The sequence below is a fragment of the Rhodococcus sp. IEGM 1379 genome (genome assembly GCF_030056815.1).
GTDB lineage: Bacteria > Actinomycetota > Actinomycetes > Mycobacteriales > Mycobacteriaceae > Rhodococcus_F.
In genome coordinates, this window is record NZ_JASHKR010000060.1 from 1 (window position 1) to 24,598 (window position 24,598).

General features: G+C 62.0%; 20 protein-coding genes and 1 pseudogene. 8 read left to right on the forward strand and 13 right to left on the reverse strand.

Annotation, left to right across the window (positions count from 1 at the left end; all coding sequences use genetic code 11):
• The first annotated feature begins 29 nt into the window (after positions 1 to 29).
• Positions 30 to 533 carry a glutamate-cysteine ligase family protein gene (locus tag QM600_RS22670; protein ID WP_502943068.1) on the forward strand — a complete coding sequence of 168 codons (504 nt, stop codon included), beginning with the start codon at positions 30 to 32 and terminating at the stop codon, positions 531 to 533.
• Positions 534 to 853: 320 nt separating this feature from the next.
• The gene (locus tag QM600_RS22675) at positions 854 to 1,102 is read left to right on the forward strand and encodes a hypothetical protein (RefSeq protein ID WP_283263791.1); all 249 of its coding nucleotides are present in this window, start codon (positions 854 to 856) and stop codon (positions 1,100 to 1,102) included.
• A gap of 53 nt (positions 1,103 to 1,155) precedes the next feature.
• Here the strand turns inward: QM600_RS22675 and QM600_RS22680 are convergent, their stop codons facing one another.
• Positions 1,156 to 1,827: a Pr6Pr family membrane protein gene (locus tag QM600_RS22680; RefSeq protein ID WP_283263792.1), complete on the reverse strand. Its 672-nt coding sequence runs from the start codon at positions 1,825 to 1,827 to the stop codon at positions 1,156 to 1,158.
• A gap of 71 nt (positions 1,828 to 1,898) precedes the next feature.
• Here QM600_RS22680 and hrpA point away from each other — a divergent pair, with 71 nt between their 5' ends.
• On the forward strand, positions 1,899 to 5,804 hold the full coding sequence (gene hrpA, locus QM600_RS22685) for an ATP-dependent RNA helicase HrpA (RefSeq protein ID WP_283263794.1): 3,906 nt from the start codon (positions 1,899 to 1,901) through the stop codon (positions 5,802 to 5,804).
• Positions 5,805 to 6,073: 269 nt separating this feature from the next.
• Here the strand turns inward: hrpA and nrdR are convergent, their stop codons facing one another.
• Both nrdR and QM600_RS22695 read right to left on the reverse strand, forming a co-directional pair.
• Positions 6,074 to 6,574, reverse strand: a complete 501-nt coding sequence (nrdR, locus tag QM600_RS22690; protein ID WP_283263796.1) for a transcriptional regulator NrdR — start codon at positions 6,572 to 6,574, stop codon at positions 6,074 to 6,076.
• A gap of 268 nt (positions 6,575 to 6,842) precedes the next feature.
• Positions 6,843 to 7,508, reverse strand: a complete 666-nt coding sequence (locus QM600_RS22695) for a LysM peptidoglycan-binding domain-containing protein (protein ID WP_283263798.1) — start codon at positions 7,506 to 7,508, stop codon at positions 6,843 to 6,845.
• Positions 7,509 to 7,848: 340 nt separating this feature from the next.
• On the opposite strand from QM600_RS22695, the gene lexA reads away from it, so the two are divergent.
• Entirely contained in the window at positions 7,849 to 8,574 is a 726-nt protein-coding gene (lexA, locus tag QM600_RS22700) for a transcriptional repressor LexA (RefSeq protein WP_283263799.1), read from the forward strand.
• 97 nt (positions 8,575 to 8,671) lie between these two features.
• Here lexA and QM600_RS22705 read toward each other — a convergent pair whose 3' ends face one another.
• From QM600_RS22705 to QM600_RS22720, 4 genes and pseudogenes are all read right to left on the reverse strand, one after another.
• The gene (locus QM600_RS22705; protein ID WP_283263801.1) at positions 8,672 to 9,814 is read right to left on the reverse strand and encodes an acyl-CoA dehydrogenase family protein; all 1,143 of its coding nucleotides are present in this window, start codon (positions 9,812 to 9,814) and stop codon (positions 8,672 to 8,674) included.
• A gap of 132 nt (positions 9,815 to 9,946) precedes the next feature.
• Positions 9,947 to 11,245, reverse strand: coding sequence for a uracil-xanthine permease family protein (locus QM600_RS22710; RefSeq protein WP_502943069.1), 1,299 nt, complete (start codon positions 11,243 to 11,245; stop codon positions 9,947 to 9,949).
• Positions 11,246 to 11,302: 57 nt separating this feature from the next.
• Positions 11,303 to 11,899, reverse strand: a pseudogene (locus QM600_RS22715) (RNA-guided endonuclease InsQ/TnpB family protein); the annotation flags it as partial.
• Between the two features lie 473 nt (positions 11,900 to 12,372).
• Complete coding sequence (locus QM600_RS22720; protein ID WP_283263802.1) at positions 12,373 to 14,046, reverse strand: phosphoenolpyruvate--protein phosphotransferase; 1,674 nt, start codon at positions 14,044 to 14,046, stop codon at positions 12,373 to 12,375.
• Between the two features lie 148 nt (positions 14,047 to 14,194).
• Here QM600_RS22720 and QM600_RS22725 point away from each other — a divergent pair, with 148 nt between their 5' ends.
• From QM600_RS22725 to QM600_RS22740, 4 genes are read left to right on the forward strand one after another with little or no spacing between them, the layout of a single operon-like run.
• Positions 14,195 to 14,962: a DeoR/GlpR family DNA-binding transcription regulator gene (locus QM600_RS22725; RefSeq protein WP_283263803.1), complete on the forward strand. Its 768-nt coding sequence runs from the start codon at positions 14,195 to 14,197 to the stop codon at positions 14,960 to 14,962.
• Positions 14,959 to 15,942 (forward strand): 1-phosphofructokinase, encoded by a 984-nt coding sequence (gene pfkB / locus QM600_RS22730; protein ID WP_283263804.1) that lies wholly within the window; start codon positions 14,959 to 14,961, stop codon positions 15,940 to 15,942. Before QM600_RS22725 ends, pfkB begins: the two co-directional genes overlap by 4 nt.
• Before the next feature lie 17 nt (positions 15,943 to 15,959).
• A complete protein-coding gene (locus QM600_RS22735) occupies positions 15,960 to 18,020 on the forward strand; it encodes a PTS fructose transporter subunit IIABC (protein WP_283263805.1) in 2,061 nt (686 codons plus the stop codon).
• A gap of 39 nt (positions 18,021 to 18,059) precedes the next feature.
• Positions 18,060 to 18,317, forward strand: a complete 258-nt coding sequence (locus tag QM600_RS22740; protein ID WP_094272515.1) for an HPr family phosphocarrier protein — start codon at positions 18,060 to 18,062, stop codon at positions 18,315 to 18,317.
• Positions 18,318 to 18,401: 84 nt separating this feature from the next.
• Here QM600_RS22740 and QM600_RS22745 read toward each other — a convergent pair whose 3' ends face one another.
• The 6 genes from QM600_RS22745 to QM600_RS22770 form a co-directional block, all read right to left on the reverse strand.
• Entirely contained in the window at positions 18,402 to 19,415 is a 1,014-nt protein-coding gene (locus tag QM600_RS22745; protein WP_283263807.1) for a hypothetical protein, read from the reverse strand.
• A gap of 73 nt (positions 19,416 to 19,488) precedes the next feature.
• Positions 19,489 to 20,991, reverse strand: coding sequence for a GTPase HflX (hflX, locus tag QM600_RS22750; protein WP_283263809.1), 1,503 nt, complete (start codon positions 20,989 to 20,991; stop codon positions 19,489 to 19,491).
• Between the two features lie 46 nt (positions 20,992 to 21,037).
• Positions 21,038 to 21,907, reverse strand: a complete 870-nt coding sequence (gene dapF, locus QM600_RS22755; protein WP_283263811.1) for a diaminopimelate epimerase — start codon at positions 21,905 to 21,907, stop codon at positions 21,038 to 21,040.
• 32 nt (positions 21,908 to 21,939) lie between these two features.
• Positions 21,940 to 22,611 carry a class F sortase gene (locus QM600_RS22760; RefSeq protein WP_283263812.1) on the reverse strand — a complete coding sequence of 224 codons (672 nt, stop codon included), beginning with the start codon at positions 22,609 to 22,611 and terminating at the stop codon, positions 21,940 to 21,942.
• Between the two features lie 180 nt (positions 22,612 to 22,791).
• Complete coding sequence (gene miaA / locus QM600_RS22765; protein ID WP_502943071.1) at positions 22,792 to 23,727, reverse strand: tRNA (adenosine(37)-N6)-dimethylallyltransferase MiaA; 936 nt, start codon at positions 23,725 to 23,727, stop codon at positions 22,792 to 22,794.
• Positions 23,715 to 24,446: a class III extradiol dioxygenase subunit B-like domain-containing protein gene (locus QM600_RS22770; protein WP_283263814.1), complete on the reverse strand. Its 732-nt coding sequence runs from the start codon at positions 24,444 to 24,446 to the stop codon at positions 23,715 to 23,717. The genes miaA and QM600_RS22770 overlap by 13 nt, the downstream gene beginning before the upstream one ends.
• Between the last annotated feature and the right edge of the window lie 152 nt (positions 24,447 to 24,598).

The window sequence follows — 24,598 nt, forward strand, 5'->3', positions numbered from 1 at the left end:
CACCGTGAAGACTGATCTTCACAGGTCAGATGTCATCCAAACCGGGGGCAGTCCCACGAGTTTCCGACCACCTCCCTACGGTCGAGATCCGAATCAGCGACGTGCCAGCCACTGTCGTGGAATCCATGACACTTGCCACGCTGGTACTTGCACTGTTCACCACCGCGATCACGGCGATTCGCCGGGGTGAACCAGCGCAGAACGTCGACCAAGTGCTACTCCGCGCCGCGTGCTGGCGAGCTGCGCACGACGGACTTGGCGGCCGTGCACTCGACCTCGAGGGCGTGCGTCTGGTGCCTGCTCGCCACGCTGTCAGCCGATTGTTGGATCACACTGCACCGACGCGTGCCGACTTCGGAGAACTCGACCAGGTCACCGCCTCTCTCGAGATGATGCTCGATCACGGCAACGGTGCCATCGTGCAACGGCGCACACTGGCCCGTCGATCAAACGTCGCCGACGTGATCGACGAATGCGCTCGGCACACATTTGAAGGGTGCAATCCGCAAACCGACACAGCGCCAGCCGTGTAACACGTCTACCGCGTCGGCAATCGTTCTCGATAACCGGTACATTGCTACTGTCGGGTAACCTCAAGAATCGGAGAGTCGGTCGTTATTATCGAGCACTATCAAAATCTGTACGTAGGTCCACAGAAGTGACGCGTTTCCAATCCACGGGAACGCCAACCAGCAGGGATGGCAATACTGCCCGGAACTGCAGAAACAGCACGATCATTACGATTGATGCTCGCCATTCACCAATCACGCCGGCACAGCTATCCCAGAGAACTATCGACCAGTCCTGACGAGTGGAGTCGGGGCACCATGATGATCATCCGAAAGATGCGAACATGACACCAGACGACCATCGACGCCAAGCCGCGTCCATCGCCACCTACCTCGCTCAGTTCGAACGCACAGATCAACCCGGCACAACTGCACCGGACGATCACCCCGGATATGCAGATCTCCCGGACGCCGACCGTGATCGCCGGCACCAGGATTACCTCCTTGCCATGGAGTTGGCGAAGGCCACGGCACTCACTGGCGAAGACGTTCACGCCCTCGATCAATTGCGCCGGCGCTACGGATTCCCGTGAGAGTCACCAGACACCACTGGCGGTCATCACGATGAACAGCGCAACGCCTTCGATCAGCGCGGCGCGAGGACGATCCCGTCATTGCGATACCGCCACTTGGCACCGAGACGTCCAACTGCGTTGACCGCCAACGCCATCAAGGCCATGGCCACGGCGAGCACCACTATTCCGATGACCAACGACAGGTAACCCTGCTGCCTCGGGTCGAGGAAGGGATACGGATACCAGTCAACGATGGGTCCGCGAATCAAGGAGTAAATCCCGTAGGCGGCGGGAAATGCGAGCCACTTCAGTGCTTCCACTTCGGATAACTTGTGCCGAGACGCATAGACGACCCAGTCGAGAAGCAGCACCAGCGGAAGTATTCGGTGCAGCGCGGCATTGATCCACGCGTCCTTGAGCATCACGTCGACATTTGCCAACAGCACTGCATAAACGATGCCGGTAATGACCATGTACAGAGTAACTGCGCCTCTGATCGACTGCCAGGTACGCGACTGCGGATCTCGAACCGCTCCGACAAGCAGGACTATCGTCGCCAGAATGTTGCTTTCGATGGTGAAGTAGCTCAGATAGTTCGTCAGCGAGAAACCGTCGGCATTGCGGATCGGAATCCACAGGAGTGCCGTGATGCCGTAGATCGCGAAGGCCAGCCGAAGAGCACGCACAACAATCGGCGTCGACGCCGGCGCTGCAGATGCCCCATTTACGGTCTTTGTCGTCACCGGTCGATGTTTTCACAACCGCGGACTCTGCGGGCAGGAGTTGCAGACCTATTCGATAGGCTGTCGTCAGCATGTCTACTACACCACCGGTCCCGCTCTCGCCCAGACGCAGTGATCTCAAGAGCGCACTGACACAGGTCTCCCTGCGTGACGAGAATCGACTCCGTCGCACATTCGACCGTGCCCGCACCCCGGGCGCTTTGGCAACGGTGGCCACCGAAATCGAAAAGGCTCGCGCGCGACTGAGCACCCACGCCGCCGGCGTGCCCGCAATCTCGTACCCCGAATCACTGCCTGTCAGCCAGCGCAAGGACGACATCGCTCGCGCGATCGCCGAAAACCAGGTCGTGATCGTGGCCGGCGAAACAGGTTCCGGCAAGACAACCCAGATCCCCAAGATCTGCCTCGAACTGGGCCGCGGCGTTCGCGGGCTCATCGGCCATACCCAGCCGCGACGCCTCGCCGCACGTACCGTCGCCGAACGTATCGCCGAGGAACTCGACACCGAACTCGGCGACGCCGTGGGCTACACGGTGCGATTCACCGATCAGGTATCCGACCGCACATATGTGAAACTGATGACGGACGGCATTCTGCTCGCGGAGATCCAACGCGATCGGATGCTGCGCCGCTACGACACGCTGATTATCGACGAGGCTCACGAACGTAGCCTCAACATCGACTTCATTCTCGGATACCTGGCGCAACTACTCCCCCGTCGACCCGATCTCAAGGTCATCATCACGTCGGCCACCATCGATCCCCAGCGTTTTGCGGAGCACTTTGCCGTCGACGGGAAGCCCGCGCCCATCGTCGAGGTGTCCGGCCGTACGTTCCCGGTGGAAATGCGTTACCGGCCACTGACTGTCGAGTCCGGTGACATCAGCTACGACCGGGATCCCGTCGACGCAGTCTGCGAGGCCGTCGACGAACTCAGCGCCGAAGGCGAAGGCGACATCCTCGTCTTCCTCTCTGGCGAACGGGAGATTCGCGACACTGCAGATGCGCTGCGCGACAAACGGTTACGTAACACCGAAATTGTTCCCCTCTATGCCCGACTGTCGGCCGCCGAGCAGCACAAGGTGTTCTCAGCCCACACCGGTCGACGAGTTGTCCTGGCCACCAACGTCGCCGAAACATCGCTCACTGTTCCCGGAATTCGCTACGTCGTTGATCCTGGTACCGCGCGCATTTCGCGATACTCGGTACGTACCAAGGTGCAGAGACTGCCCATCGAGCCGATTTCCCAGGCGTCGGCGCGTCAGCGATCCGGCCGCTGTGGTCGTGTGGCCGAGGGCATCTGCATCCGTCTGTATTCCGAAGAAGACTTCGAATCACGGCCGGCATTCACCGAACCCGAGATTCTTCGCACCAACCTGGCGTCAGTCATCCTGCAGATGACGGCGTTGGGCCTCGGAGACATCGCTGCCTTCCCGTTTGTCGAGCCGCCAGATTCGCGGGCGATCAAGGACGGTATCGGACTACTCGAAGAACTTGGCGCCATCATGCGTGGCTCCGACGCAACCCACCCGGAGCTCACTCCCATCGGACGTGAACTCGCCCAGATTCCCGTCGACCCGCGCATGGCCCGAATGTTGGTGGAAGCCAAGACAAACGGCTGCTTGCACGAAACTTTGGTTATCGTCGCGGCACTGTCCATCCAGGACGTGCGAGAGCGCCCGGCTGAATTCCAGCAGGCCGCCGACGAAAAGCATGCACGCTTCACTGTCGAGAATTCCGACTTCCTCGCCTATCTGAAGCTGTGGGACTATCTCCGCAGTCAGCGAAACGACCTGTCCTCCAGCCAGTTCCGCAAGATGTGCCGAAACGAATTCCTGCACTGGCTACGCATCCGCGAATGGCAGGACCTGCACGGTCAACTGCGTCAGATCACCCGTGGACTCGGATGGACCGTCAACGACGCGCCGGCCGGCGAGAACGCAATTCACCAGTCGCTGCTGGCCGGATTGCTCTCCCATATCGGACTTCGCGAAGGCGAGAAGCGCGACTACCTGGGTGCGCGGGGAAGCCGCTTCGCAATCTTCCCCGGTTCCGGCCTGTTCAAGAAGCCACCGCGCTGGGTGATGGCCGCCGAACTGGTGGAAACGTCGCGGCTATGGGCTCGCATGTCCGCCCGCATCGAACCGGAGTGGGCCGAGAAGCTTGCGCCGCACCTGGTCAAGCGCACCTACTCCGAACCACATTGGTCCTCCAAACGCGGTTCGGCGATGGCGTACCAGCGGGTCACTCTGTACGGAGTCCCCCTCGTCACGGGCCGCGCTGTCACCTACTCCTCGATCGACCCGGAAACCTCGCGGGAACTGTTCATCCGCCATGCCTTGGTACAGGGCGAATGGACTACCCAGCACGCGTTCTTCCATGAAAACCGTGCGCTGCTCGACAACGTCGAAGAACTCGAGAACCGAGCGCGCCGACGGGACATTCTGGTTGACGACGAGACGCTCTACGAGTTCTACGACTCCCGCATCGGTGAGGAAGCCGTTTCTGCACGCCATTTCGACAAGTGGTGGAAAACTGCACGCCGAAAAGATCCGAACCTCCTGACGTTCACGCCGGAAACCGTCGTGAACTCCGATGCTGCAACGGTTTTGGGCGGCGAATTCCCCGACGCCTGGCGCCAGGGCGACATGAAGTTGCCGCTCACCTATCAGTTCGAACCCGGTAAAGATGACGACGGAGTCACCGCACACATCCCTGTCGGCCTGCTCGCGCAACTCCAGCCCGTCGGGTTCGATTGGCTGGTGCCAGGTATGCGCGTCGACCTCGTCACGGCGTTGATCAAGACACTGCCGAAGAACGTCCGGCGCCAGGTTGTGCCGGCACCCGACTATGCAAGCGCCGCACTCTCGTCGATCAAGCCCCGCTCCGAACCGCTACTCACAGCAATGGCCCGAGAACTCTCCCGCCTCGGCGGAGTACATATCGAATCCAAGGACTTCGATCCGAGCGCGCTTCCGGATCACCTGCGGATGACTTTCGTGGTCGAAGACGAATCAGGCAAGGTACTGGCCAAGGGCAAAGACCTGGCGGAGCTCCGCCGCACACTCGCTCCGCGCGTCCAGAAGGAAGTTGCCAAGGCCGCCACCGGAACCGAACGAGCAGCCGCAGCGGTGTGGACGTCCGAAACCTTGGGCGCCCTGGAACCCACCATCACCCGAAAGATCGGCGGCCAACAGGTCACCGGATATCCGGCACTGGTTCCCGAAAACGGTGGCGTGGCAGTTCGCGTCCTCAGTACCCCTGCGGCGCAAGCTCAGTCGATGCGCGACGGCTCCCGCGCTTTGCTCCTCTCAGCGGTACCGACGCAACTCAAAGCTGTTACGTCGGGGCTCTCCAATACGCATCGCCTCCTGCTGGGCCAGAACCCGGACGGAAGCCTCGAAGCGTTGGTCGAAGATTGTCGAGTCGCCGCCGCCAACGAGATCATCGCGGCCAAGGGTGGGCCGGTTCGCACACCCGAAGCATTCGACGCGCTCGTCAAAGTCGCGCGATCAGAACTGGCAGGACGCGTGTCCGCGATACTGCGCATGATCGTGCCCATCCTCGAACAGTCGCACCGCTTGAACGTGGTTCTCCATCGTTCAAGCGGTGAACCCGCCGAAGACGTTCGCGAGCAACTGAAGTCGCTCCTCTTCCCCGGCTTTGTCGCCGAACTGGGTTCGGCGCGACTGCGCGATCTACCCCGCTACCTGGCAGCAGCGACATTCCGACTCGAAGCCCTACCTGCCAGTGCAACTCGCGACCAGCAAGCCATGGACGTACTCGACCGCGTTTACGCGGCCTACGACCGACTACTGAACTCGCTGCCGGAAGAGCGTCGTACCGCCCGAGATGTCGATGCCATCTCATGGATGATCGAAGAACTTCGTGTGAGCTTGTTTGCACAATCGTTGGGAACGCCCACACCGATCTCCGAGAAGCGGGTACTGAAGGCGATCGAGACGATCAAACGCTGATTGTCAGTTCAGATGACATTCACGTTGGTCACTGAGCCGCCGATTGTAGTGACGGTGTTGGCAAACCCCGTTGTGACCAGACTGTTGAGAACTGCGATGATTCCGTTCAAGGGCATAACGCCTCCGTAACGATAACTATCGGTTGACGATCCGAGTGGCACGAAACCAACTCGAACCGCTGAACGTACCCGCCGAGCGTAGGCCTCTGCCGGCCTCAGAGTCGGGCAAAATGCATTTTTGTTCCCGGAGCGTTATCTAAGTCGAAGGCCTCAATCGACAGCAGAGACGGTTTCTTCGCCGGCCGACTTCACGGCTTCCCGATTCTGCGCATGCTCCCGCATGTCGGTGATCTCGCGTTCGAAATCCTCAGCCGAACTGAAGGATTTGTAGACCGACGCAAACCGGAGGTATGCGACCTCGTCGAGATTGCGTAGTGGATCGAGAATGGCAAGTCCTACTTCATTACTCGGGATCTCCGCGGAACCCGAAGAGCGCACGGCGTCTTCGACCTGCTGTGCCAACAGATTCAATGAATCGTTGTCGACCTGACGACCCTGACACGCTCGACGCACACCCTTGACGACCTTCTCACGACTGAAGGGTTCGGTGACGCCACTGCGCTTGACTACCGACAGCACTGCCGTTTCCACCGTCGTAAAACGCCGACCGCATTCGGGACAGGACCGCCGACGGCGAATCGCCTGCCCTTCATCCGCCTCACGCGAGTCGACTACTCGGGAGTCAGGGTGTCGGCAGAACGGGCAATGCATCGTTGTTCCTTTTGTCTTGCCGACATGGCCGCCATTCCGATTCCCTACCACTGCAAATCTTCCGACGATTCGCAGAGCAGACACGCGGGCACAACGCGACCACACGGAGTGGTATGACTGTCAAGCCCACAGCTTACTCGTACTCGAGGAAATCGATTTCATGCACGCTGACTCCGGATCCGATACACCTGCCCCACCGCGAGACCAGAACTCACGCGCCGTCCGGTCCCGTCGACGCACTTGATCCGACCAAACTCCACAGGAATCGTCAACGAACCTGCGCCGCAGGAACAATCAGCGTCTGACCTACGCTTAACTTCGAATTCGACATTGCATTGAGATCCATGATCCGACTGATCACAACCCCCGCCGATTGCCCCGGCGCTACCTGAGCGGCTATGTCGCTGAGCGTCTCCCCCGCGGCAACCCGAACCACGCCCGTCTCGTTGACCGGACCTGAAACCCCACCCACGGACACAGAGGCAAGGCCCACCAAACCCAGTACCGCAACCGCTGTCAGCAGCACACCCAAAACCACGCTCCGCCAACCTACGTCAACGGAATCGACAGCGTGAGATGCGCGCGAAACGCCTACCCGATTGCGGTGCTCGAAATTGCCGCCCTGTGGTCGTGCACGGTCCACATCACGCTCGAGCCGACGATCCACGACAAAGTCTCGACCACTTTCGCGAGTACCGTCACGGCGCTCTCGAATGTCGGATACCTCGCGGCGCACTCGGTACGGCATCGCGCCGACCGCCTCGTCATAGGGCGCAGCGTCGTAGAACGACGCGTGATACTTCGGCATCGCAGCAGAGCTGCGACCAGCGTTACCCGACGCAGTGCCGTAGCTGGGCCGAACATCACAATCGAATTCTGCGTACTTCAGTTCTGCGTCATCGAACACTTCAGATTTCAGTGCTGCGTTGCCCATCATGACCTCCGCGTATCTACACCGACCGATTCGGACCTGCCAACGATTCGAACCTGCGTTCGATGGAACGCATGTTCGAATTTCTACCACGTTCGTCCGACAAAGTCTCGCGTTTCAAGCGACACGTCTCGAACAGATGTTTGAAACCCTGAGCAAATAGGGATAGATTCGTGTCAGAGCACACAGCACGATCCCTGAGCGACTTCTACGTGCTGAAGCTGATTTGATCAGGACCTACCGACAAGCAACGCAGCACCACTTGAAACGCAGCACCACCTAGAACGCAGCACCACCTAGAACGCAGCACGACCAAACACCGCAGACACGGAGGCACAACGCCATGAAGGACGATCGCTCCACAAGTGCCGCAACGGCAGGAGTTACCGCGACGTCAGCCGAGTCGCTCACTCCGCGGCAGCGCCGTGTTCTCGAAGTCATTCGCGAATCGGTGACCGAGCGCGGTTACCCGCCGAGCATTCGTGAGATCGGCGACGCCGTCGGGCTTACCTCGACGTCGTCGGTGGCACATCAACTCCGCACTCTCGAGCGCAAGGGGTTCATTCGCCGTGACCCCAATCGCCCTCGCGCTGTGGACGTTCGAGGGCTTGACGAAGTGGCAGCCGACACCGCCATTGCATCGGTGGCCAAGCACTCGTCGGAGATCCGCAACAGCACGGGCGATCCACTTCCCGAGCCGGCATTTGTGCCCGTCCTCGGCCGGATCGCGGCTGGTGGGCCGATCCTTGCAGAAGAAGCCGTCGAAGACGTGTTTCCGCTCCCCCGTGAATTGGTGGGCCAGGGCTCACTGTTCATGCTGAAGGTGGTCGGCGAATCCATGATTGACGCCGCTATCTGCGATGGCGACTGGGTGGTAGTCCGTCAGCAGAACGTGGCCGAGAACGGTGACATCGTCGCCGCCATGATCGATGGCGAGGCAACGGTCAAGACATTCAAGCGAGTGAAGAAAGATGTGTGGCTGATGCCGCACAATCCGTTGTTCGAGCCGATTTCCGGAAACAATGCAGTCATCATGGGCAAGGTCGTCACCGTTATGCGAAAGATCTGACGCTTCCCGAGATCGAATAGGCACATGCAACGACGCGGGCCCCGGCTGATGCCGGGGCCCGCGTCGTTGTAGTTCTACGATCAAACGTTCTGCACCATCAGAGGTTCAAGGACCGTCCGATGATTTCCTTCATGATTTCCGTCGTGCCTCCGTAGATGGTCTGGACACGGGAATCCATGTACGCCTTGGCAACCGGGTATTCCTTCATGTAGCCGTAGCCACCGTGGAGCTGGAGGCAGCGATCGATCAGCTTGACCTGGGCCTCGGTAGTCCACCACTTGGCCATGGCAGCTTCCTGCACCGTCAACTTCTCGGCATTGAGCTGTTCGATGAACTTGTCCACCAGAATGCGGACCGCCGTGGTTTCGGTTGCCAGTTCCGCCAGTACGAATCGCGTGTTCTGGAAACTGCCGATCGACTTGCCGAAGGCCTTGCGATCGCGGCAGTACTGGATCGTGCTCTCGAGCACCGATTCCATTGCAGCAGCTGCAACAACGGCAATCGAGAGTCGTTCTTGCGGAAGGTTCTTCATCAGGTAGAGGAAGCCCATGCCCTCTTCGCCGAGCAGGTTTGCTGCCGGCACCCGAACATCGGTGAAGCTCAGTTCTGCAGTGTCCTGAGCCTTCATGCCGATCTTGTCCAAGTTGCGGCCCCGCTCGAAGCCCGGCATGCCGCGCTCGACAACAAACAGGCTGAACCCCTGCGCACCCTTGTCGGGGTCGGTGCAGGCGACCACGATGACGATGTCGGCGTTGATGCCGTTGGTGATAAAAGTCTTGGAGCCGTTGAGGATCCAGTGATCACCGTCGCGCACGGCCCTGGTCTTGATGCCCTGCAGGTCGCTACCGGTTCCCGGTTCGGTCATTGCGATTGCCGAAATCAGTTCGCCCGACGCAAAACCCGGGAGCCAACGCTGCTTCTGCTCCTCATTGCTCAGGTCGATCAGGTAGGGCGCGGCGACGTCGTTGTGAAGCGTGAATCCGATACCGCTGAAACCGCCCTTGGTGGTCTCCTCCGTGATGATTGCGTTGTAGCGGAAGTCCTTGACTCCGCCGCCGCCGAATTCTTCGGGAACAGCCATTCCCAGGTAACCCTGCTTGCCCGCTTCCACCCAGACATCGCGGTCGACGATGTTCTGCGCTTCCCACTTCTCGTGGTTGGGTGCAACGTGCTGTGCCAAGAAGTTCTGGTACGACTCCCGGAAGAGATCGTGCTCTGGTTCGAACAAGGTGCGCTCCACGCCGACTCCTACTACTTCGATACATTCTGGGCGGGCGAACTTCGACAACCCACTTGCCTCTTCGTACCGACGGTAGAACTACTCACCGAATCCGTCGATGACCCGAACGATCACGATTCGTGACTGTACCGGTTATCTGTTACTCGCAGTACGGAATTTGGCCAGAGAACGCATGACCGGGTACGCGACAAGGATTCCGATCGAGCCCCACGCAATACCGCCGAGCTCCACCGAGCCGATTGTCAGCGTCAGATTGCCGATACCGGCAACGAGAGCTGCAGCAGCCACGGTGAGGTTCACGGGATCCGTGAAATCGACCTTGGCTTCCATCCAGATCCGCACACCCAGGATTCCGATGAGTCCGTAGAGAACCATCGTCGCACCACCGATTACACCGTTCGGAACGGTGAAGACAAGAGCACCGAACTTCGGCGAGAAGGCCAGAACCATGGCCGTCGCCGCCGCCACCCAGTACGCCGCCGTCGAGTAGACGCGCGTCGCCGCCATCACGCCGATGTTCTCGGCATACGTCGTAGTACCGGAACCGCCGCCGGCGCCGGCGAGCGTCGTTGCGAGACCGTCTGCGAAGAGTGCGTTACCGGCCAAGTCGTCGAGATTCTTCCCGGTCATCGCCGAGACCGCCTTGACGTGCCCGACGTTTTCGGCCACGAGAACGATCACGACCGGCAGAGCCAACACGATGACGGACCAGTCGAACGAGGGCCCGTGCAGGGTCGGTAGGCCGAACCAGTCGGCGTCGTGAAGCGCTGTCACACGCTCGCTGTCGAGACCGCCGTACACCGCGGCGAATACCCAGCCGATGACAACACCGACGAGGATTCCGAGTCGCCCGAGCAAACCCGGCCCGACCACGGTGACCAGCAGGATCGACACGAGCGTCACAGTGGCGATCAACGGCTGAGACTGGAAGGAGCCCGCGGCCGTCGGCGCAAGGTTCAGGCCGATCAATGCCACGACGGCACCGGTTACCACGGGAGGCATGACAGCGTCGATGATGCGTCCGCCGATCAGGCGAACAGCTAGACCGATGAGCATCAGCACGATACCGACCGCCATCACCGCGCCGAGCTGAGCGGCCGGACCCGAACCCGCCGACGCAGTCAGGGGCGCGATGAACGCGAACGACGAACCGAGGTAACTCGGAATCCGACCCTTCGTGATGATCAGGAACAGCACGGTGCCGATACCCGAGAACAGAAGCGTCGTCGTGACCGGAAAACCGGTGATGGTCGGCACCAGCAGCGTGGCGCCGAACATCGCGATGACGTGCTGCATCCCGATCCCGACCGTGCGGGGCCAGCTGAGCCGCTCATCCGGTCCGACCACGGCCCCGTCGGCAATTCGTTTACCGTCGCCGTGGACGCTCCAGCCGATTCCGCCGGACCCAGTAATTGTTTCTCGTTCAGTCACAGGTCGAAATACTAGAGGCCGACGCCGACTCCCCCGCGTCACACTGCTCGAATCCGTTCATTTTGAGTGTTGTTCAATGCACTCGCCCTGAGCGACCCGATTGCTCCGGCCACGTTCACCACCATGTGGTGTTCCCGCGGCAATACCCCCTGCCCGCGCGGTGGCAGGTCTTACGTTTGGTTTCCGGCGGGCTTCTTTACCGTCTCGTCCGCAACTCGCCGAAGACGCACCACCCGCGGCCGCGGCCGCAAGGGCAGCGAGGTTCAGCGCAGCATTGTGATCACGATCCGCGCTGAAACCGCACGCATCACACGTGAACACCCGAACCTTCAACGGCAGTTTGGCTTTCACTACCGAACAGTTGGAGCAGGTCTTGCTCGACGGATACCACCGATCCGCCACAACCCGAGAAGTACCGGCCCAATCGGATTTGTAGGTGACCTGGCGTCGGATCTCGCCGAGTTCGGCGTCATTCAACGCCCGATTCAAACCCTTCTTGTAGACGCCACTAGGCCGTGTCATTCCCGCGACATTCACATCTTCGACAACGACAGTGTCGAACTCGTTCACGAGGCGAGTGGTCAGCGTGTGGAGGTAATCGCGGCGAGCATTCACGATGCGGGTGTGCACACGCCGAACCATCACTTGGGTGTCTTGCCACCGCTTTGACGGTTGCTGGTCGGTGCGCCGATCCGGACTGGATCCGGTGCGGCACTGTCGGTATCGGCAGTGACGATCACACCGGTAGTCATGTTGTGCACCTGACCGTCAACTCCCCCAGAGCCTGCCGCTGCCGGTGATCGCCTGACAACAGAAAGGTACAACGCCGCACCGACAAGAATGCGTCGTCGCCTTCGCGATCGAACCTGGTTACCGTCGTCGAGAATCGACACATCCGGATCGAGAAGTCGTGTGTGCAGTGCGGTGTATTGCCGTTGCCGCCGGAAACCGGATCTCGGAGAGGGTCTGCGACAGGCTCAGACCGTATCTGCCGATGTGGCACGTTCGATCACGCTCGCCGACTGCTGTTCCCGGTCACCATTTCCGACCGGCTATTCACCGTTGCCGGACAGCACTGCATCAAACAACACAGAACTGTCCTCACTGACCATCAGTTGGGAACCCCTTTACGTCAATACGCGAGCCGCAGCCTTACGGGCCTCGGCCGGATCGCCGGTCGCGAGAACCGCCGTCGCAGCTGCCTCGCACTGCGCCATCGTGACGGACCCGATCTTGGCCCCGACACCGGCCACCGACGCGGATGCGGCTGACAGCGACGAGACACCCAGACCCGCAAGAACACAGGCCAGCAGCGGGTCTGCGGCAGCTTCGCCGCACACACCGACTCGTTTATCGGCGACTTTCCCGGCCTGCGCCGTCCGAGCAACCAGGGCAATCACCGCGGGCTGCCAAGGATCGGTCAGTTCTGCCAATTCGGAAGACATCCGGTCAGCTGCCATCGTGTACTGAGCGAGGTCATTGGTACCGATCGACAGAAACTCGACGTGCTCGAGAATCTGATCCGCCAGCAATGCTGCAGCCGGAATCTCCACCATCACACCGGGCACAAGATTGCGGGCGCGGACTGCGTCGGCAAAGCGCTTGGCTTCGGCAGGCGTGGCGATCATCGGTGCCATCACCCATGGCCGTGAGCCGGTTCGGGCCGCCGCAACCGCGATGGCATCAAGCTGACGATCGAGAATTCCCATGTCCTGCCACGCAATTCGAACGCCGCGAACTCCGAGCGCCGGATTTGCTTCTTCCTGATGATTGGCAAACTTCAGCGGCTTGTCGGAGCCCGCATCCAAAGTGCGGATCACGATCTTCTTGCCCGCGAATGCTTCCAGAACCTCGGCGTAAATTGCGGCCTGCTCGTCGACCGTCGGCTCGGTCTCGCGGCCGAGGAAGCAAAGTTCGGTGCGGAACAGTCCGATACCTTCGGCTTGCGTCAGGGCCGCCGCGCGTGCACCGGCACCGTCCTGCACATTTGCCATGATGTTGACGGCCACTCCGTCTGCGGTCTGCCCCGGTCCGACCCATGTGCTGACACGCTCGCGGTCCAACCTGGATTCCTCGACCAAAGCGCGAGCCTGATCCGCATCGGGCGTACTGATCACCTGACCCGTCGTCCCGTCGATCAGTACGGGTGTCCCGGTTACAACCGTGGCCAGATCCTTGACCGCGACGATGCACGGGATCCCGAGCTGACGCGCGATGATCGCCGTGTGACTGGTGGGACCACCGAGAACGGTCACGAGTCCGATGATCTTGGCTGGGTCCAGGCCCGCGGTGTCAGCCGGCGCCAAGTCGTCGGCACACAGAATCGACGGAGTTTCCGGAGCCGGAATGCCAGGCTCGGGCAGGCCCGCCAACTCTGCGATGACGCGATCGCGGATGTCCTTCAGATCCGTGACCCGCTCGGCCATCAACCCACCGAGTTTGGTGAAGACTGTGACAAACTGCTCCGTCGCCGCGATGGCCGCCTGCACCGGCGGAACTCCCTGGGCAATCGATTTCTGGGCGGCGCCGATCCAACCACGATCTGCGGCCATCGCCGCGTTGGCCACAAGCACCTCGGCTGCAGCGCCGGTGGCGTCGGCGGCGCGCGCGAGCAGTCGACCCTCCACCGTCTTGGCTGCGGCGATGAAGTCGTCCTGCGCGCTTGCTCGTACCGACTCGTCGAGCGGCGGTGCCTCGAAGACCAGTTCCGGGCGCCGGGCCGGCCAGATGGCCGGGCCGTAGGCGACACCAGGTACGACGGGAGTTCCGTGCACGCTCGCGTGATCGATCTGTTCGGTCATCGTGTCCTCCTGCTTACTCAGCCTCGTTGTGACGAAGGTTACTCGCAACTATTGACATGTCAACACACTCGGGCGTAAAACAACATAAAGCAACATCAACTGTGATCGGCAACCGACCGCCAGATCCCCTCGCCGAATCGGAGAACACGTGTACGCGGAAGAACGTCAGCAAGCGATCGCCGGAATGGTGTCGCAGCGTGGCCGCATGTCCGTGTCAGCACTTTCCGAAACCTTCGGCGTGACCACCGAAACCGTTCGACGCGACCTCGCCTTCCTCGAACGAATCGGCCAGATCCGACGCGTTCACGGCGGTGCCGTGCCCACCGGTTCGCTACACGTGACCGAACCCGGAATGGCCGAACGTGATCAGACCCGCGCCGAGCAGAAGGACCGAATCGCACGGTGCGCCACCACCTACCTGCCTGTCAGCGGCGGCAGCGTAATTTTCGACGCCGGCACCACAACCGGACGCATGATGGCGGAAATCCCCCCCGAACTCGATTTCACGGCCGTCACCAATTCCGTCCCGATCGGCGCACGCCTGGCATCGATGAGTTCAGTGTCGTTGATCATGCTCGGCGGTCGTGTCCGCGGAGTCACCCAGGCCGCGGTCGGCGAGGACGCCCTCCGTCTGCTGAGCACACTTCGCGTCGACGTTGCCTTCATCGGTACCAACGCAATCAGCCCCGGGCATGGACTTTCAACCCCCGACAGCGAGGAGGCCGCCGTCAAGCGCGCAATGGTCAAGGCCGCCAATCATGTTGTCGTGCTTGCCGACTCCACCAAGGTGGGCCGCGAGCATCTCATCAGCTTTGCTCCGCTCGACAGCATCGACGTCCTCATCACCGACGAGGACATCAGTGCCGCAGATACATCCGAGTTCCACGACCACGGAATCGAGGTGGTGATCGCATGATCGTCACGCTGACCGCCAATCCGAGCATCGACCGAACGGTGCAGTTGGACCAACCCCTCCTGCGGGGCTCCGTCCTGCGCGCACAGTCCACCCGTAGCGATCCCGGCGGCAAGGGGGTGAACGTGGCCCGTGTCCTGAGCGCCGCACAACTCGAAGTACTGGCGATTCTCCCCGGCAATCCCGGTGACCCGCTTCTGAGCGCGCTCGCTACCGGCGGAATCCCCCACCTCGGTGTTGCCACGACGGGCCTCGCCCGGACCAACATCACCGTGGCAGAACCTGACGGCACGACCACCAAGATCAACGAACCTGGTGCCACACTGTCCGCGTCGACGCTGGAGGCGTTGGCCCACGAACTGATCTCGCGGGCTGACATCGCCGACTGGATAGTCCTGTCCGGATCGGTACCTCCCGGGGTTCACCCGGGTTGGTACGCGGAACTTGTTACGGCCCTTCGAGATCACCCGTGCCGAGTAGCAGTTGATACCTCCGACGCACCCTTGTCTGCACTCGCCGACAATTTCCCCCACTCGGCGCCGGATCTGCTCAAGCCCAACGGCGAAGAGTTGGCTCAACTCACCGGCGTCGACGGCCACGTTCTGGAAAGTGCTGCGCAAGCCGGTGATCCGGGCCCTGCAATCGCTGCCGCCACCCGACTGGTCGACCGTGGTGTCGGCGCGGTACTCGCAACACTCGGTGCAGCGGGCGCGGTCTTGGTCACCGCCGACGGCGCCTGGATCGCTACCGCTCCCCCAATCGTTGCGGTCAGCACCGTCGGTGCCGGTGATTCGTCACTCGCCGGCTACATCCTTGCTGCGACGGCCGGGGCGGATCAAGCGCAATGCCTCCGCCATGCCGTCGCCTACGGAAGCGCAGCAGCATCCCTTCCCGGAACCACCCTTCCAACACCCAAACAAGTCGATCTCGCAGGCGTCACGATCGTGGCTGCCGAGTCCGCCCTGCCCACCGAACTCGCCTGAGTTTTAAGGAAACTGACATGTCCGATCCCACCGCACGCGGTTCCGGCTCCCCGATCATCAGCCCCGAACTGATCTCACTCGACACAAACCTCGGTTCCTCCAAAGACGACGTCATTCGCGCCCTGGCCGCGCGATTGACCGCGGCAGGCCGTGCCGACAACGCCGACGGCCTGGTCGAGGCCGCCCTCGCCCGCGAGGCCCAGTCGGCTACCGGCCTTCCCGGCGGAATCGCAATCCCCCATTGCCGTTCCGCAGCCGTGACGTCCGCGTCGCTCGGATTTGCCCGCCTCGATCCGAAGGTCGACTTCGGGGCTCCCGACGGCCTCGCCGACCTCGTGTTCCTGATTGCCGCACCGGAAGGCGCCGGCGCCGAGCACATGAAGCTTCTCTCGTCCCTGGCCCGCGCCTTGGTACGACCGGAATTCGTGACGTCCCTTCGCGACGCGTCGACCCCTGACGAGGTCGTGCGGTTGGTCGACGAGGTTCTCAGCCCGGCCCCGGCAACGCCGGCACCCGCATCTCCAGCTCCCGCATCTGTTTCCGTCGGGAAACAGGTTGCGGAACCAGCTACCACGGAGCCGGCGGCGCCGCGCCACATCGTTGCGGTCACCGCCTGCCCCACCGGCATTGCGCACACCTACATGGCCGCTGATTCACTTGTTGCCGCCGGTGAACGTGCCGGTGTCACGGTGCACGTCGAAACCCAAGGGTCCAGTGGAAGCACCGCCCTCGCTCCGTCCGTGATTGCCAGTGCCGCCGCGGTCATCTTCGCCACCGATGTCGGAGTGAAGGGCCGTGAAAGGTTCGCCGGCAAACCCGTCGTCGCCTCCGGCGTGAAACGAGCCATCAACGAGCCGGACAAGATGCTTGCCGAAGCGCTGCGCGCTGCAGACAACCCGGCCGCCGCAACGGTCGACGGCACAACTGCCGCCACAGCCGACGACGGCGATACCGGCACAGTCGGTTTCGGCACCCACCTACGCCAGGTCCTGCTGACCGGCGTCAGCTACATGATCCCGTTTGTTGCGGCCGGTGGCCTGCTCATCGCCCTCGGCTTCTTACTCGGCGGATACGAAATCTCCGGGCCGGCGCAGGACATCGTGCTCAACAATTCACTGACGAATCTGCCGGACGGAGGACTCGCCACCTACCTCGGCGCCGTTCTGTTCCAGATCGGCTCACTAGCCTTCAGCTTCCTTGTCCCGGCACTGGCGGGTTACATCGCCTTCGCCATCGCCGACAGGCCCGGCATTGCGCCTGGCTTCACGGCCGGCGCTGTGGCCGTGTTTGTCGGAGCGGGATTCATCGGTGGCCTGGTCGGCGGTCTGATCGCCGGCGTTGTCGCGCTGTACATCGGCCGAATCGCCGTCCCACAGTGGCTACGAGGGCTGATGCCCGTCGTGATCATTCCGCTGTTCGCCACCCTGGTGGTCGGCGCATTGATGTTCCTTGTCCTCGGACGTCCCCTGGCCGCCATCACCTCCGGTCTCACCGATTGGCTCAACGGCCTCTCCGGCAGCTCAGCGATCCTCCTCGGCATCATTCTCGGCCTCATGATGTGCTTCGACCTCGGCGGTCCCGTCAACAAGGCTGCCTACGCATTCGCTGTTGCAGGCCTGAATGTCGACGACCCAGCTTCGCTGCGCATCATGGCGGCAGTCATGGCCGCCGGTATGGTTCCGCCGCTCGCTATGGCCCTAGCCTCCACCGTCCTGCGCCCCAACCTTTTCAGCGAAGCTGAACGTGAGAACGGCAAAGCTGCCTGGTTGCTCGGATCCGCATTCATCTCCGAAGGCGCCATCCCGTTTGCAGCCGCCGATCCGTTCCGCGTAATTCCCTCGATGATGGCCGGCGGCGCCGTCACCGGCGGCCTGATCATGGCCTTCAACGTCACTCTCAGTGCACCGCACGGCGGGATCTTCGTCGCCTTCGCCATCGGCGGAATCGGATGGTTCCTCGTCTCCCTCGCCGCGGGCACCGTCGTTGCAGCACTTGCCGTCGTCGCAGCGAAACAGTTCATCCGCTCCGGACCGACCGACGCAGAGTTGGACCCCGAAACCGTGCCCGCTGCGGCATGATCGACACAACCACCAACGACCACACCTCTAGGAGTTCCCATGCCCAGTAAGACCGTTGCCGTAGGTTCCGCAGTCGGCCTCCACGCTCGCCCCGCTGCTCTGATCGCAGAAGCAGTCGGCGCATCCGGAGCCACCGTCACCCTGGCCGTTGCCGGCGGCGAACCCGTCGACGCAGGTTCCGCGCTCATGATCATGACACTCGGCGCTGCCAAGGACACCGAAGTCACCGTCGAGTCCGACGACGTCGCCGCCCTCGAGAAGGTTGCCGAGTTGGTTGCCGCCGATCTCGACGCCTGAGCATCAAGGGTGAAAGGCCGGTCCTCGCACTGACATTCAGTGCGAGGACCGGCCTCTCGCATTTCCGCTCTCAGCTTCCCGGTCTCAGCGCCGACGCACTCGGAAGCCCACAAGAATTACCAGTGCAACGACGACAACGCCGACGCCACCCCACAGCACAACCCGGTTCGACGCAGTCGACGTAGAGCCTTCTGCCACCACCTCATCGGGTGTCATCCCGTCAACTACACCGCGCATGACGTACAACGGCGGCAGTGAGCCACCCTGCGCTTCGGAGCCGATCACCAGATCACCGTCATCGGTGAACATCACTGATTCGCCTTGCGGTTGATGGGGTGTCGGGACTCGCAGGGGTACAGATTCTGTCAGCGCCGCGCCGATACCGTCGTCACCGGTTCGGTACAGGTACACATCCGTATAGCTGCGCAGCGCCAGTACCGAACCGTCTGCGGAGACGGCGCCGCCCGTGAACATCACGGAATTGAACCCGCTCGTCGACGTATCACCTGTGCGCACCGTGCCGACCCGGGCCAGCGGAGTGGGTCCAGGTTCCGCCAGGTTGGAGATTGTCTGCCCATCTTCGGGTGTGTACACGCTACTCGGTCCGAGCAGTTCCTTCGTGACGATGAACAAACGGCCGTCCGGATCTACGAGCACTGTCTCGGCGTCGTGCGGGCCGTCCGGATAAGCTGCGCGATGCAGTGTGCCGTCACCCGATTCGGGGTCCAAAGTGATGAAGGCAACAGTTTCACGAGCACGCCGATTGTCGCCGGTATCCGCCAGAATCAAGAGACCGCCGTGCGACGCCAGATCCTCGACGTCGTACGGGTCGATCGGTACAGAAATCCGTTTGTGCACAGCACAATCGAAATCCATTTCGAGGACTACCTCGTCGTTGCCGCTGTCGCCGATCGCAAAAATTCGGTCCCCGAGAGCCACCATTCCCGAAAGCTCTTCGAGGCCGGGATCGGTTGGTGTGCACAGTGGCTCGAATACGCCCGTTCCGGGAACGGGCGTATTCGCTTGTGCAGTAGCACTTCCTACAGCGAGTACTGCCAGTGCGCCCACTACCGCGGCTGCACGCGCCGACCTGCGCACTCGGTGCGTACTCGACCGCCTGCGCACTCGGTGCGTACTCGACCGCCTACGCACTCGGTGCGTACTCGACCGCCTACGCACTCGGTGCGTACTCGACCAATGCCGATGCCAACATCTGCGGCACGCGGGCGTGAACCCTGGTACCGGATTCCTCGTGAGCGGACTCCAAAATGGTTCCGTCGGAGTGGATTCTGGCCATCAGGTCGCCGCGGTGATACGGAACCAGAACGTCGACCTCGACGTCGGGTCGCACCAATACCTCAGCGAGGTGGGCGCGCAGTTCCTCCACGCCCTGCCCGGTCCGAGCCGAGATGAAGACAGCTCCGGGCAGCAGCGCACGCAACTGCGTGAGTGTGACCGGATCTGCGGCATCGATCTTGTTGACGACGATCAATTCCGGCGGGGCCGCTGAATTCGTCTCGCGCAGAACATCGGTGATGACACCGCGAACAGCGTTGATCTGATCGGTCGGCAGCGGATCTGATCCATCCACCACGTGCATCAGCAGATCGGCGTCGGCGACCTCTTCGAGAGTCGAGCGGAAGGCCTCGATCAACTGCGTCGGCAGGTGTCGCACAAATCCGACGGTATCGGTCAGGACGTATTCGCGACCGTCGTCGAGCGATGCCCGCCGCGTCGTCGGATCCAAGGTGGCGAACAGTGCGTTTTCCACCAGAACACCCGAACCAGTCAGGGCGTTGAGAAGACTCGACTTGCCGGCGTTGGTGTATCCGACAATCGCAACCGACGGAATGTCACTCTGTAGACGACGTGTCCGCTTGGTGTCGCGGGCAGCCTTCATTGCCTTGATCTCGCGGCGCAGTTTTGCCATGCGCTCACGAATGCGTCGACGGTCGGTCTCGATCTTGGTCTCACCGGGGCCACGCAGACCCACACCGCCGTTACTGCCCGCACGACCACCGGCCTGACGGGACATGGACTCACCCCAACCGCGCAGGCGGGGAATCATGTACTCCATCTGCGCGTAGGCGACCTGGGCCTTACCTTCGCGGGAGGTAGCGTGCTGGGCAAAGATGTCGAGAATCAAGGCCGTACGGTCGATGACCTTGACCTTGACGACCTTTTCCAGCGCCGTGAGCTGCGCCGGTGTCAACTCGCCGTCACACACGACAGTGTCGGCGCCCGTAGCGAGAACGATCTCACGCAGTTCGTGTGCCTTGCCGGATCCGATGTACGTGGACGTATCCGGCTTGTCGCGGCGCTGTACGAGGCTGTCGAGAACCTCGGACCCCGCTGTATCCGCCAAGGCAGCCAGCTCGGTCATGCTGTTCTCGGCTTGCTCGGCCGTCCCCTGGGTCCAGACACCGACCAAGACGACACGCTCGAGACGCAACTGCCGGTACTCGACCTCGGTGACATCATCGAGTTCGGTCGACAGACCGGAGACGCGGCGACGCGCTTCGCGAGCTTCGAGCTGCATCTCGCCGACCGACGGATCTCCGGACGAGGCGGGCGCCGTGTATTCAGGCTGCTCGTGTCCTGTGGACTCGTCTGCAGCAAACGACTCTGCAGACTCGTCTGCAGCGGATTCTTGACTGTCATGTGATTTCGTCATACAAGACCCATGATCCCACGAAACGTCATTGTGGTGCATCCGCTTTTCATTCGAGCGAATTCCACCAGTTGTCGCTGATCGTTCCGGACGCGACCAGGACCGACGGACCACGCAACGAACCATGGCCGTTTTCGACGGTAACCTGCACCTGACCACCACGTACTCGTACAGCCACCGTGCCGTCGACGCGCCCGTCGTGCTTCAACGCCGCAGCGGCCGCAGCGACGGTTCCGGTGCCACACGAACGCGTCTCACCCACGCCTCGCTCGTGGACGCGCATGTTGACGCTGCCCTCCTGCAGAGCCGTGACAATTTCGATATTGACGCCGTGCGGGAAGAATGCCGGATCGAACACCGGCGCACCACCGAGGTCGAATGCCGCCAACATTTCCGGGGAGAGTGCGGCATCGACACAGGCAAGGTGCGGGTTGCCAACATCAATGCCGAGTCCCGTGAACGCGCGCCCGTCGATCGTCGCCGTACTCGAACCCAGTTCCTTGATCAGGCCCATTGCGACAGTGACCTCACCAACCGTGCCGTCAGCGGAATGGACGATAACCGGACGAGCACCGGCCCGACTGCCGACGACGAACTCACCACGGTTCTCGAGGCCGGAAGCCTTCAGATAGTGCGCAAATACACGGACACCGTTGCCGCACATTTCGGCGATGGAGCCGTCACCGTTGCGGTAGTCCATGAACCAGTCGTCGGCGGCAACTCCAGCCGGAATCTCGGCCAGGACACCCGCTTCCGCGAGCGCACCGGCCCGAGCGACGCGCAAGATGCCGTCGGCCCCCAATCCGCGTTGACGATCGCACAGTGCCGCGACTTTGCCGGGCTCGAGATCGATGAGAACGTCGAGGTCAGGGAGAACAACGAAGTCGTTCTGCGTGCCGTGTCCCTTGCTGAAATCCATGAGCGTCATCATATCCGTCAGAAACTCGCGCCCTATTCGGGCGAAGCGGTGACCACCAGATTGTGTTCGTAGGTGAAACCGGAGGGCATCGAGGGGTCCGGTACCGTCGGCCCACCGCACGTCACCAGAACCAGGCGCGGTTCGCCGGTATCGGAGAAGAACTCGGCCGGCAGCGCGACCTTTTCGAAGAGTTTCAGGCTCGACGCGTGGTAGGTGAACATGACACCGGCGTCATCGGTCACGTAAATTGGCGTGCCCGGTTTGATCTGGTGCAGCGGCCAGAGCGCTCCATGGGTGCGGTCACCGTCGTCGACGTGCCCGGCTACGAGATTGGTTCCCACCGGAGCGCCGGAATGCACGTCGTTGAGGAAATGGGAGACCTTGTCGGGGTGCGGCAGGATCATCCCGCGATTGGCGCCAAGACCACTGGTTACGATGTCCGCGCGCACATCCAGGTCCGGAATCGCAAGTGTGTTGGGCGGGAGATCAGTCGGTGCCGGAGCCCAGACGATTCCCGGATCCGGTGCCGTTCCGACTTCGAACGGTGCATCCGGCAACGGTGCGCTGATCGGCTTACCGGCCGCGCTGACAGCGAAGTAGATCAATCCGCCGCCGACTGCGAGAAACACGACCAAGAGCAGGATCAGCGGAAGGCTCTTCTTGCGCCGGCGCTTCGGCTTTGCATGCGACCCGGTCTGCACCATGATCTGTCGTCCTCCGTTGGTCGGTCGAGACTGGTCGGTCGAGACTGGTCGGTCAAGACTGGTCGGTCAAGACTGGTCGGTCGTGACGCCACCTGGAGGCCACCCCATAAAGTTAACCACTAAATAGCTAACTGTAAAATAGCGGAGCAGGGAGATTTGTTACGCATCGGCCTGAAACGGTCACCGATCACCGCTGGACAATGCGCGGCGTGCTGCATTCAGAACACCGCCCGCGCCACCGTCGATCCACTGCACCCGCGCGTCACGACGGAACCAAGAGCGTTGGCGACGCACATAGCGGCGCGTGCCGATAAACGTGCGCTCGCGTGCCTCGTCGAGGTCGTACTCACCGTCGAAGTGCGCCAGCACCTGCGAATAGCCGATCGCTCGCGGCGCCGTTACACCGTCGCGCAGGCCACGTTTAATCAAGCCCTCGACCTCGCCGACCAACCCGCTCTCGAACATCTGGTCCGTGCGCAACCGAATGCGCGCATCCAGCCCTTCCGTTTCTCGGTCGACACCGAGAATTCTTGTCCCCCAACGCGGTTCACCAATCTGCGGCGCCGAAGCCGCAAACGGTTGCCCGGTCAGCTCCACCACTTCCAACGCCCGCACCATCCGACGTCCGTCGGTCGGGAGAATCGATGCTGCCGCGACGGGATCCGCCGCCACCAGGGCAGCATGCACCGCGCCGATACCGTCGTCGGCAAGGACAGCCTCCCAACGCGCTCGCACCACGGGATCAGTGGCGGGGAACGCCCACTCGTCGAGCAGTGACTGCACGTACATCATCGAACCGCCGACGATGACGGGTACTCGACCGGATTCCATCAACCGCTCCGCGAGCGTGATGGCGTCCTGCTGATAACGGGCAACCGTGGCCGTCTCGGTCACGTCGAGAACATCCAACAGATGGTGCGGTATCCCCCGACGTTCGCTCACGCTGAGCTTTGCCGTACCGATATCCATGCCGCGATAGAGCTGCATGGCGTCGATGTTGATAATCTCTCCGCCGAATTCCTCGGCAAGATCCAAAGCCAGATCAGACTTCCCCGAGGCCGTCGGGCCCACCACCGCAATCGGACGAAGATGCACGGGAATACTCACGGGCGCCACATCCCCACGTGGTATCCGACACCGAACGGCGCACTGTTGTATTCGACCGAGGCCACGGGCTGCTCGGTAAACACTCCCGCCAGAACTTGCCACGCGGCCCGGCCGGACGCACCGATGTCTGAGCACAGCGTCGGATCCAAACTCAGCAACGCCTCACGATCACCCTTCCCGAGCGCTGCATCGATCACCGCCTGCACCGCCGGCGCACGATCGTCGAAACTGCCCGGAGCCTTCGGCGTCAATGTCGAGGCACCGTCCGCGAGAACCAACAGACCGACGGGTTCGTCACCGTCGTCAAGCTGCGCGCGTAGGTCAACTCCGACGGCGCGACATTCGTCCGCAGTCGCATCCGCCGAGACCAGTTGCAGGTCGATGTGAACTTCTCGCTCGACCTGGCTTCCAAGCCAACCTGCCACGAGAGCAGCCAACGGCAACTCACGATTGACCGGGCCAGTCGCATCCGCGTCGAGTTGCGTCCGCACCTCTGCCCCGAACCCGGCGAAGGTTCCGAACTCACCACGCCCGACACCCGACCGGCTGACGTCGCCCACAACCGAGGCTGCGTCGACGCCGACCGCAATCCAGTGTGTGGACAGGGCAGCGAGTTCTCGGGCCACACCCACAACAGCGGCGCGGACCTCGGCTGACAGGGCCGAGTCACCCGACAATTGCGGAACTAGGAGTGGCGGCGACGGGACCAGGGCGGCAGCTGTGAACACAGGTGCAACGCTAGTCGAACCCGACATCGGCGCCCCACACTGTCACCAAGGTGACAACCTCTCATCGCGTTACCTGATTCAATAGTCGTAGAACGTCAGTACCGGGTTCAATGGAACCAGGAATGCGATCAGGCAGCCGTGACGCGCGGCAG

What these genes read in the sequence shown, in the direction of transcription:
- QM600_RS22735 (WP_283263805.1), top strand. Translation starts at nt 15,960, where the DNA reads ATGTCCGATCCCACCGCACGCGGTTCCGGCTCCCCGATCATCAGCCCC.
- dapF (WP_283263811.1), bottom strand. Translation starts at nt 21,907, where the DNA reads ATGGATTTCAGCAAGGGACACGGCACGCAGAACGACTTCGTTGTTCTC.
- pfkB (WP_283263804.1), top strand. Translation starts at nt 14,959, where the DNA reads ATGATCGTCACGCTGACCGCCAATCCGAGCATCGACCGAACGGTGCAG.
- lexA (WP_283263799.1), top strand. Translation starts at nt 7,849, where the DNA reads ATGAAGGACGATCGCTCCACAAGTGCCGCAACGGCAGGAGTTACCGCG.
- hrpA (WP_283263794.1), top strand. Translation starts at nt 1,899, where the DNA reads ATGTCTACTACACCACCGGTCCCGCTCTCGCCCAGACGCAGTGATCTC.
- QM600_RS22740 (WP_094272515.1), top strand. Translation starts at nt 18,060, where the DNA reads ATGCCCAGTAAGACCGTTGCCGTAGGTTCCGCAGTCGGCCTCCACGCT.
- QM600_RS22760 (WP_283263812.1), bottom strand. Translation starts at nt 22,611, where the DNA reads ATGGTGCAGACCGGGTCGCATGCAAAGCCGAAGCGCCGGCGCAAGAAG.
- QM600_RS22695 (WP_283263798.1), bottom strand. Translation starts at nt 7,508, where the DNA reads ATGGGCAACGCAGCACTGAAATCTGAAGTGTTCGATGACGCAGAACTG.
- QM600_RS22670 (WP_502943068.1), top strand. Translation starts at nt 30, where the DNA reads ATGTCATCCAAACCGGGGGCAGTCCCACGAGTTTCCGACCACCTCCCT.
- hflX (WP_283263809.1), bottom strand. Translation starts at nt 20,991, where the DNA reads ATGACGAAATCACATGACAGTCAAGAATCCGCTGCAGACGAGTCTGCA.
- nrdR (WP_283263796.1), bottom strand. Translation starts at nt 6,574, where the DNA reads ATGCATTGCCCGTTCTGCCGACACCCTGACTCCCGAGTAGTCGACTCG.
- QM600_RS22675 (WP_283263791.1), top strand. Translation starts at nt 854, where the DNA reads ATGACACCAGACGACCATCGACGCCAAGCCGCGTCCATCGCCACCTAC.
- QM600_RS22720 (WP_283263802.1), bottom strand. Translation starts at nt 14,046, where the DNA reads ATGACCGAACAGATCGATCACGCGAGCGTGCACGGAACTCCCGTCGTA.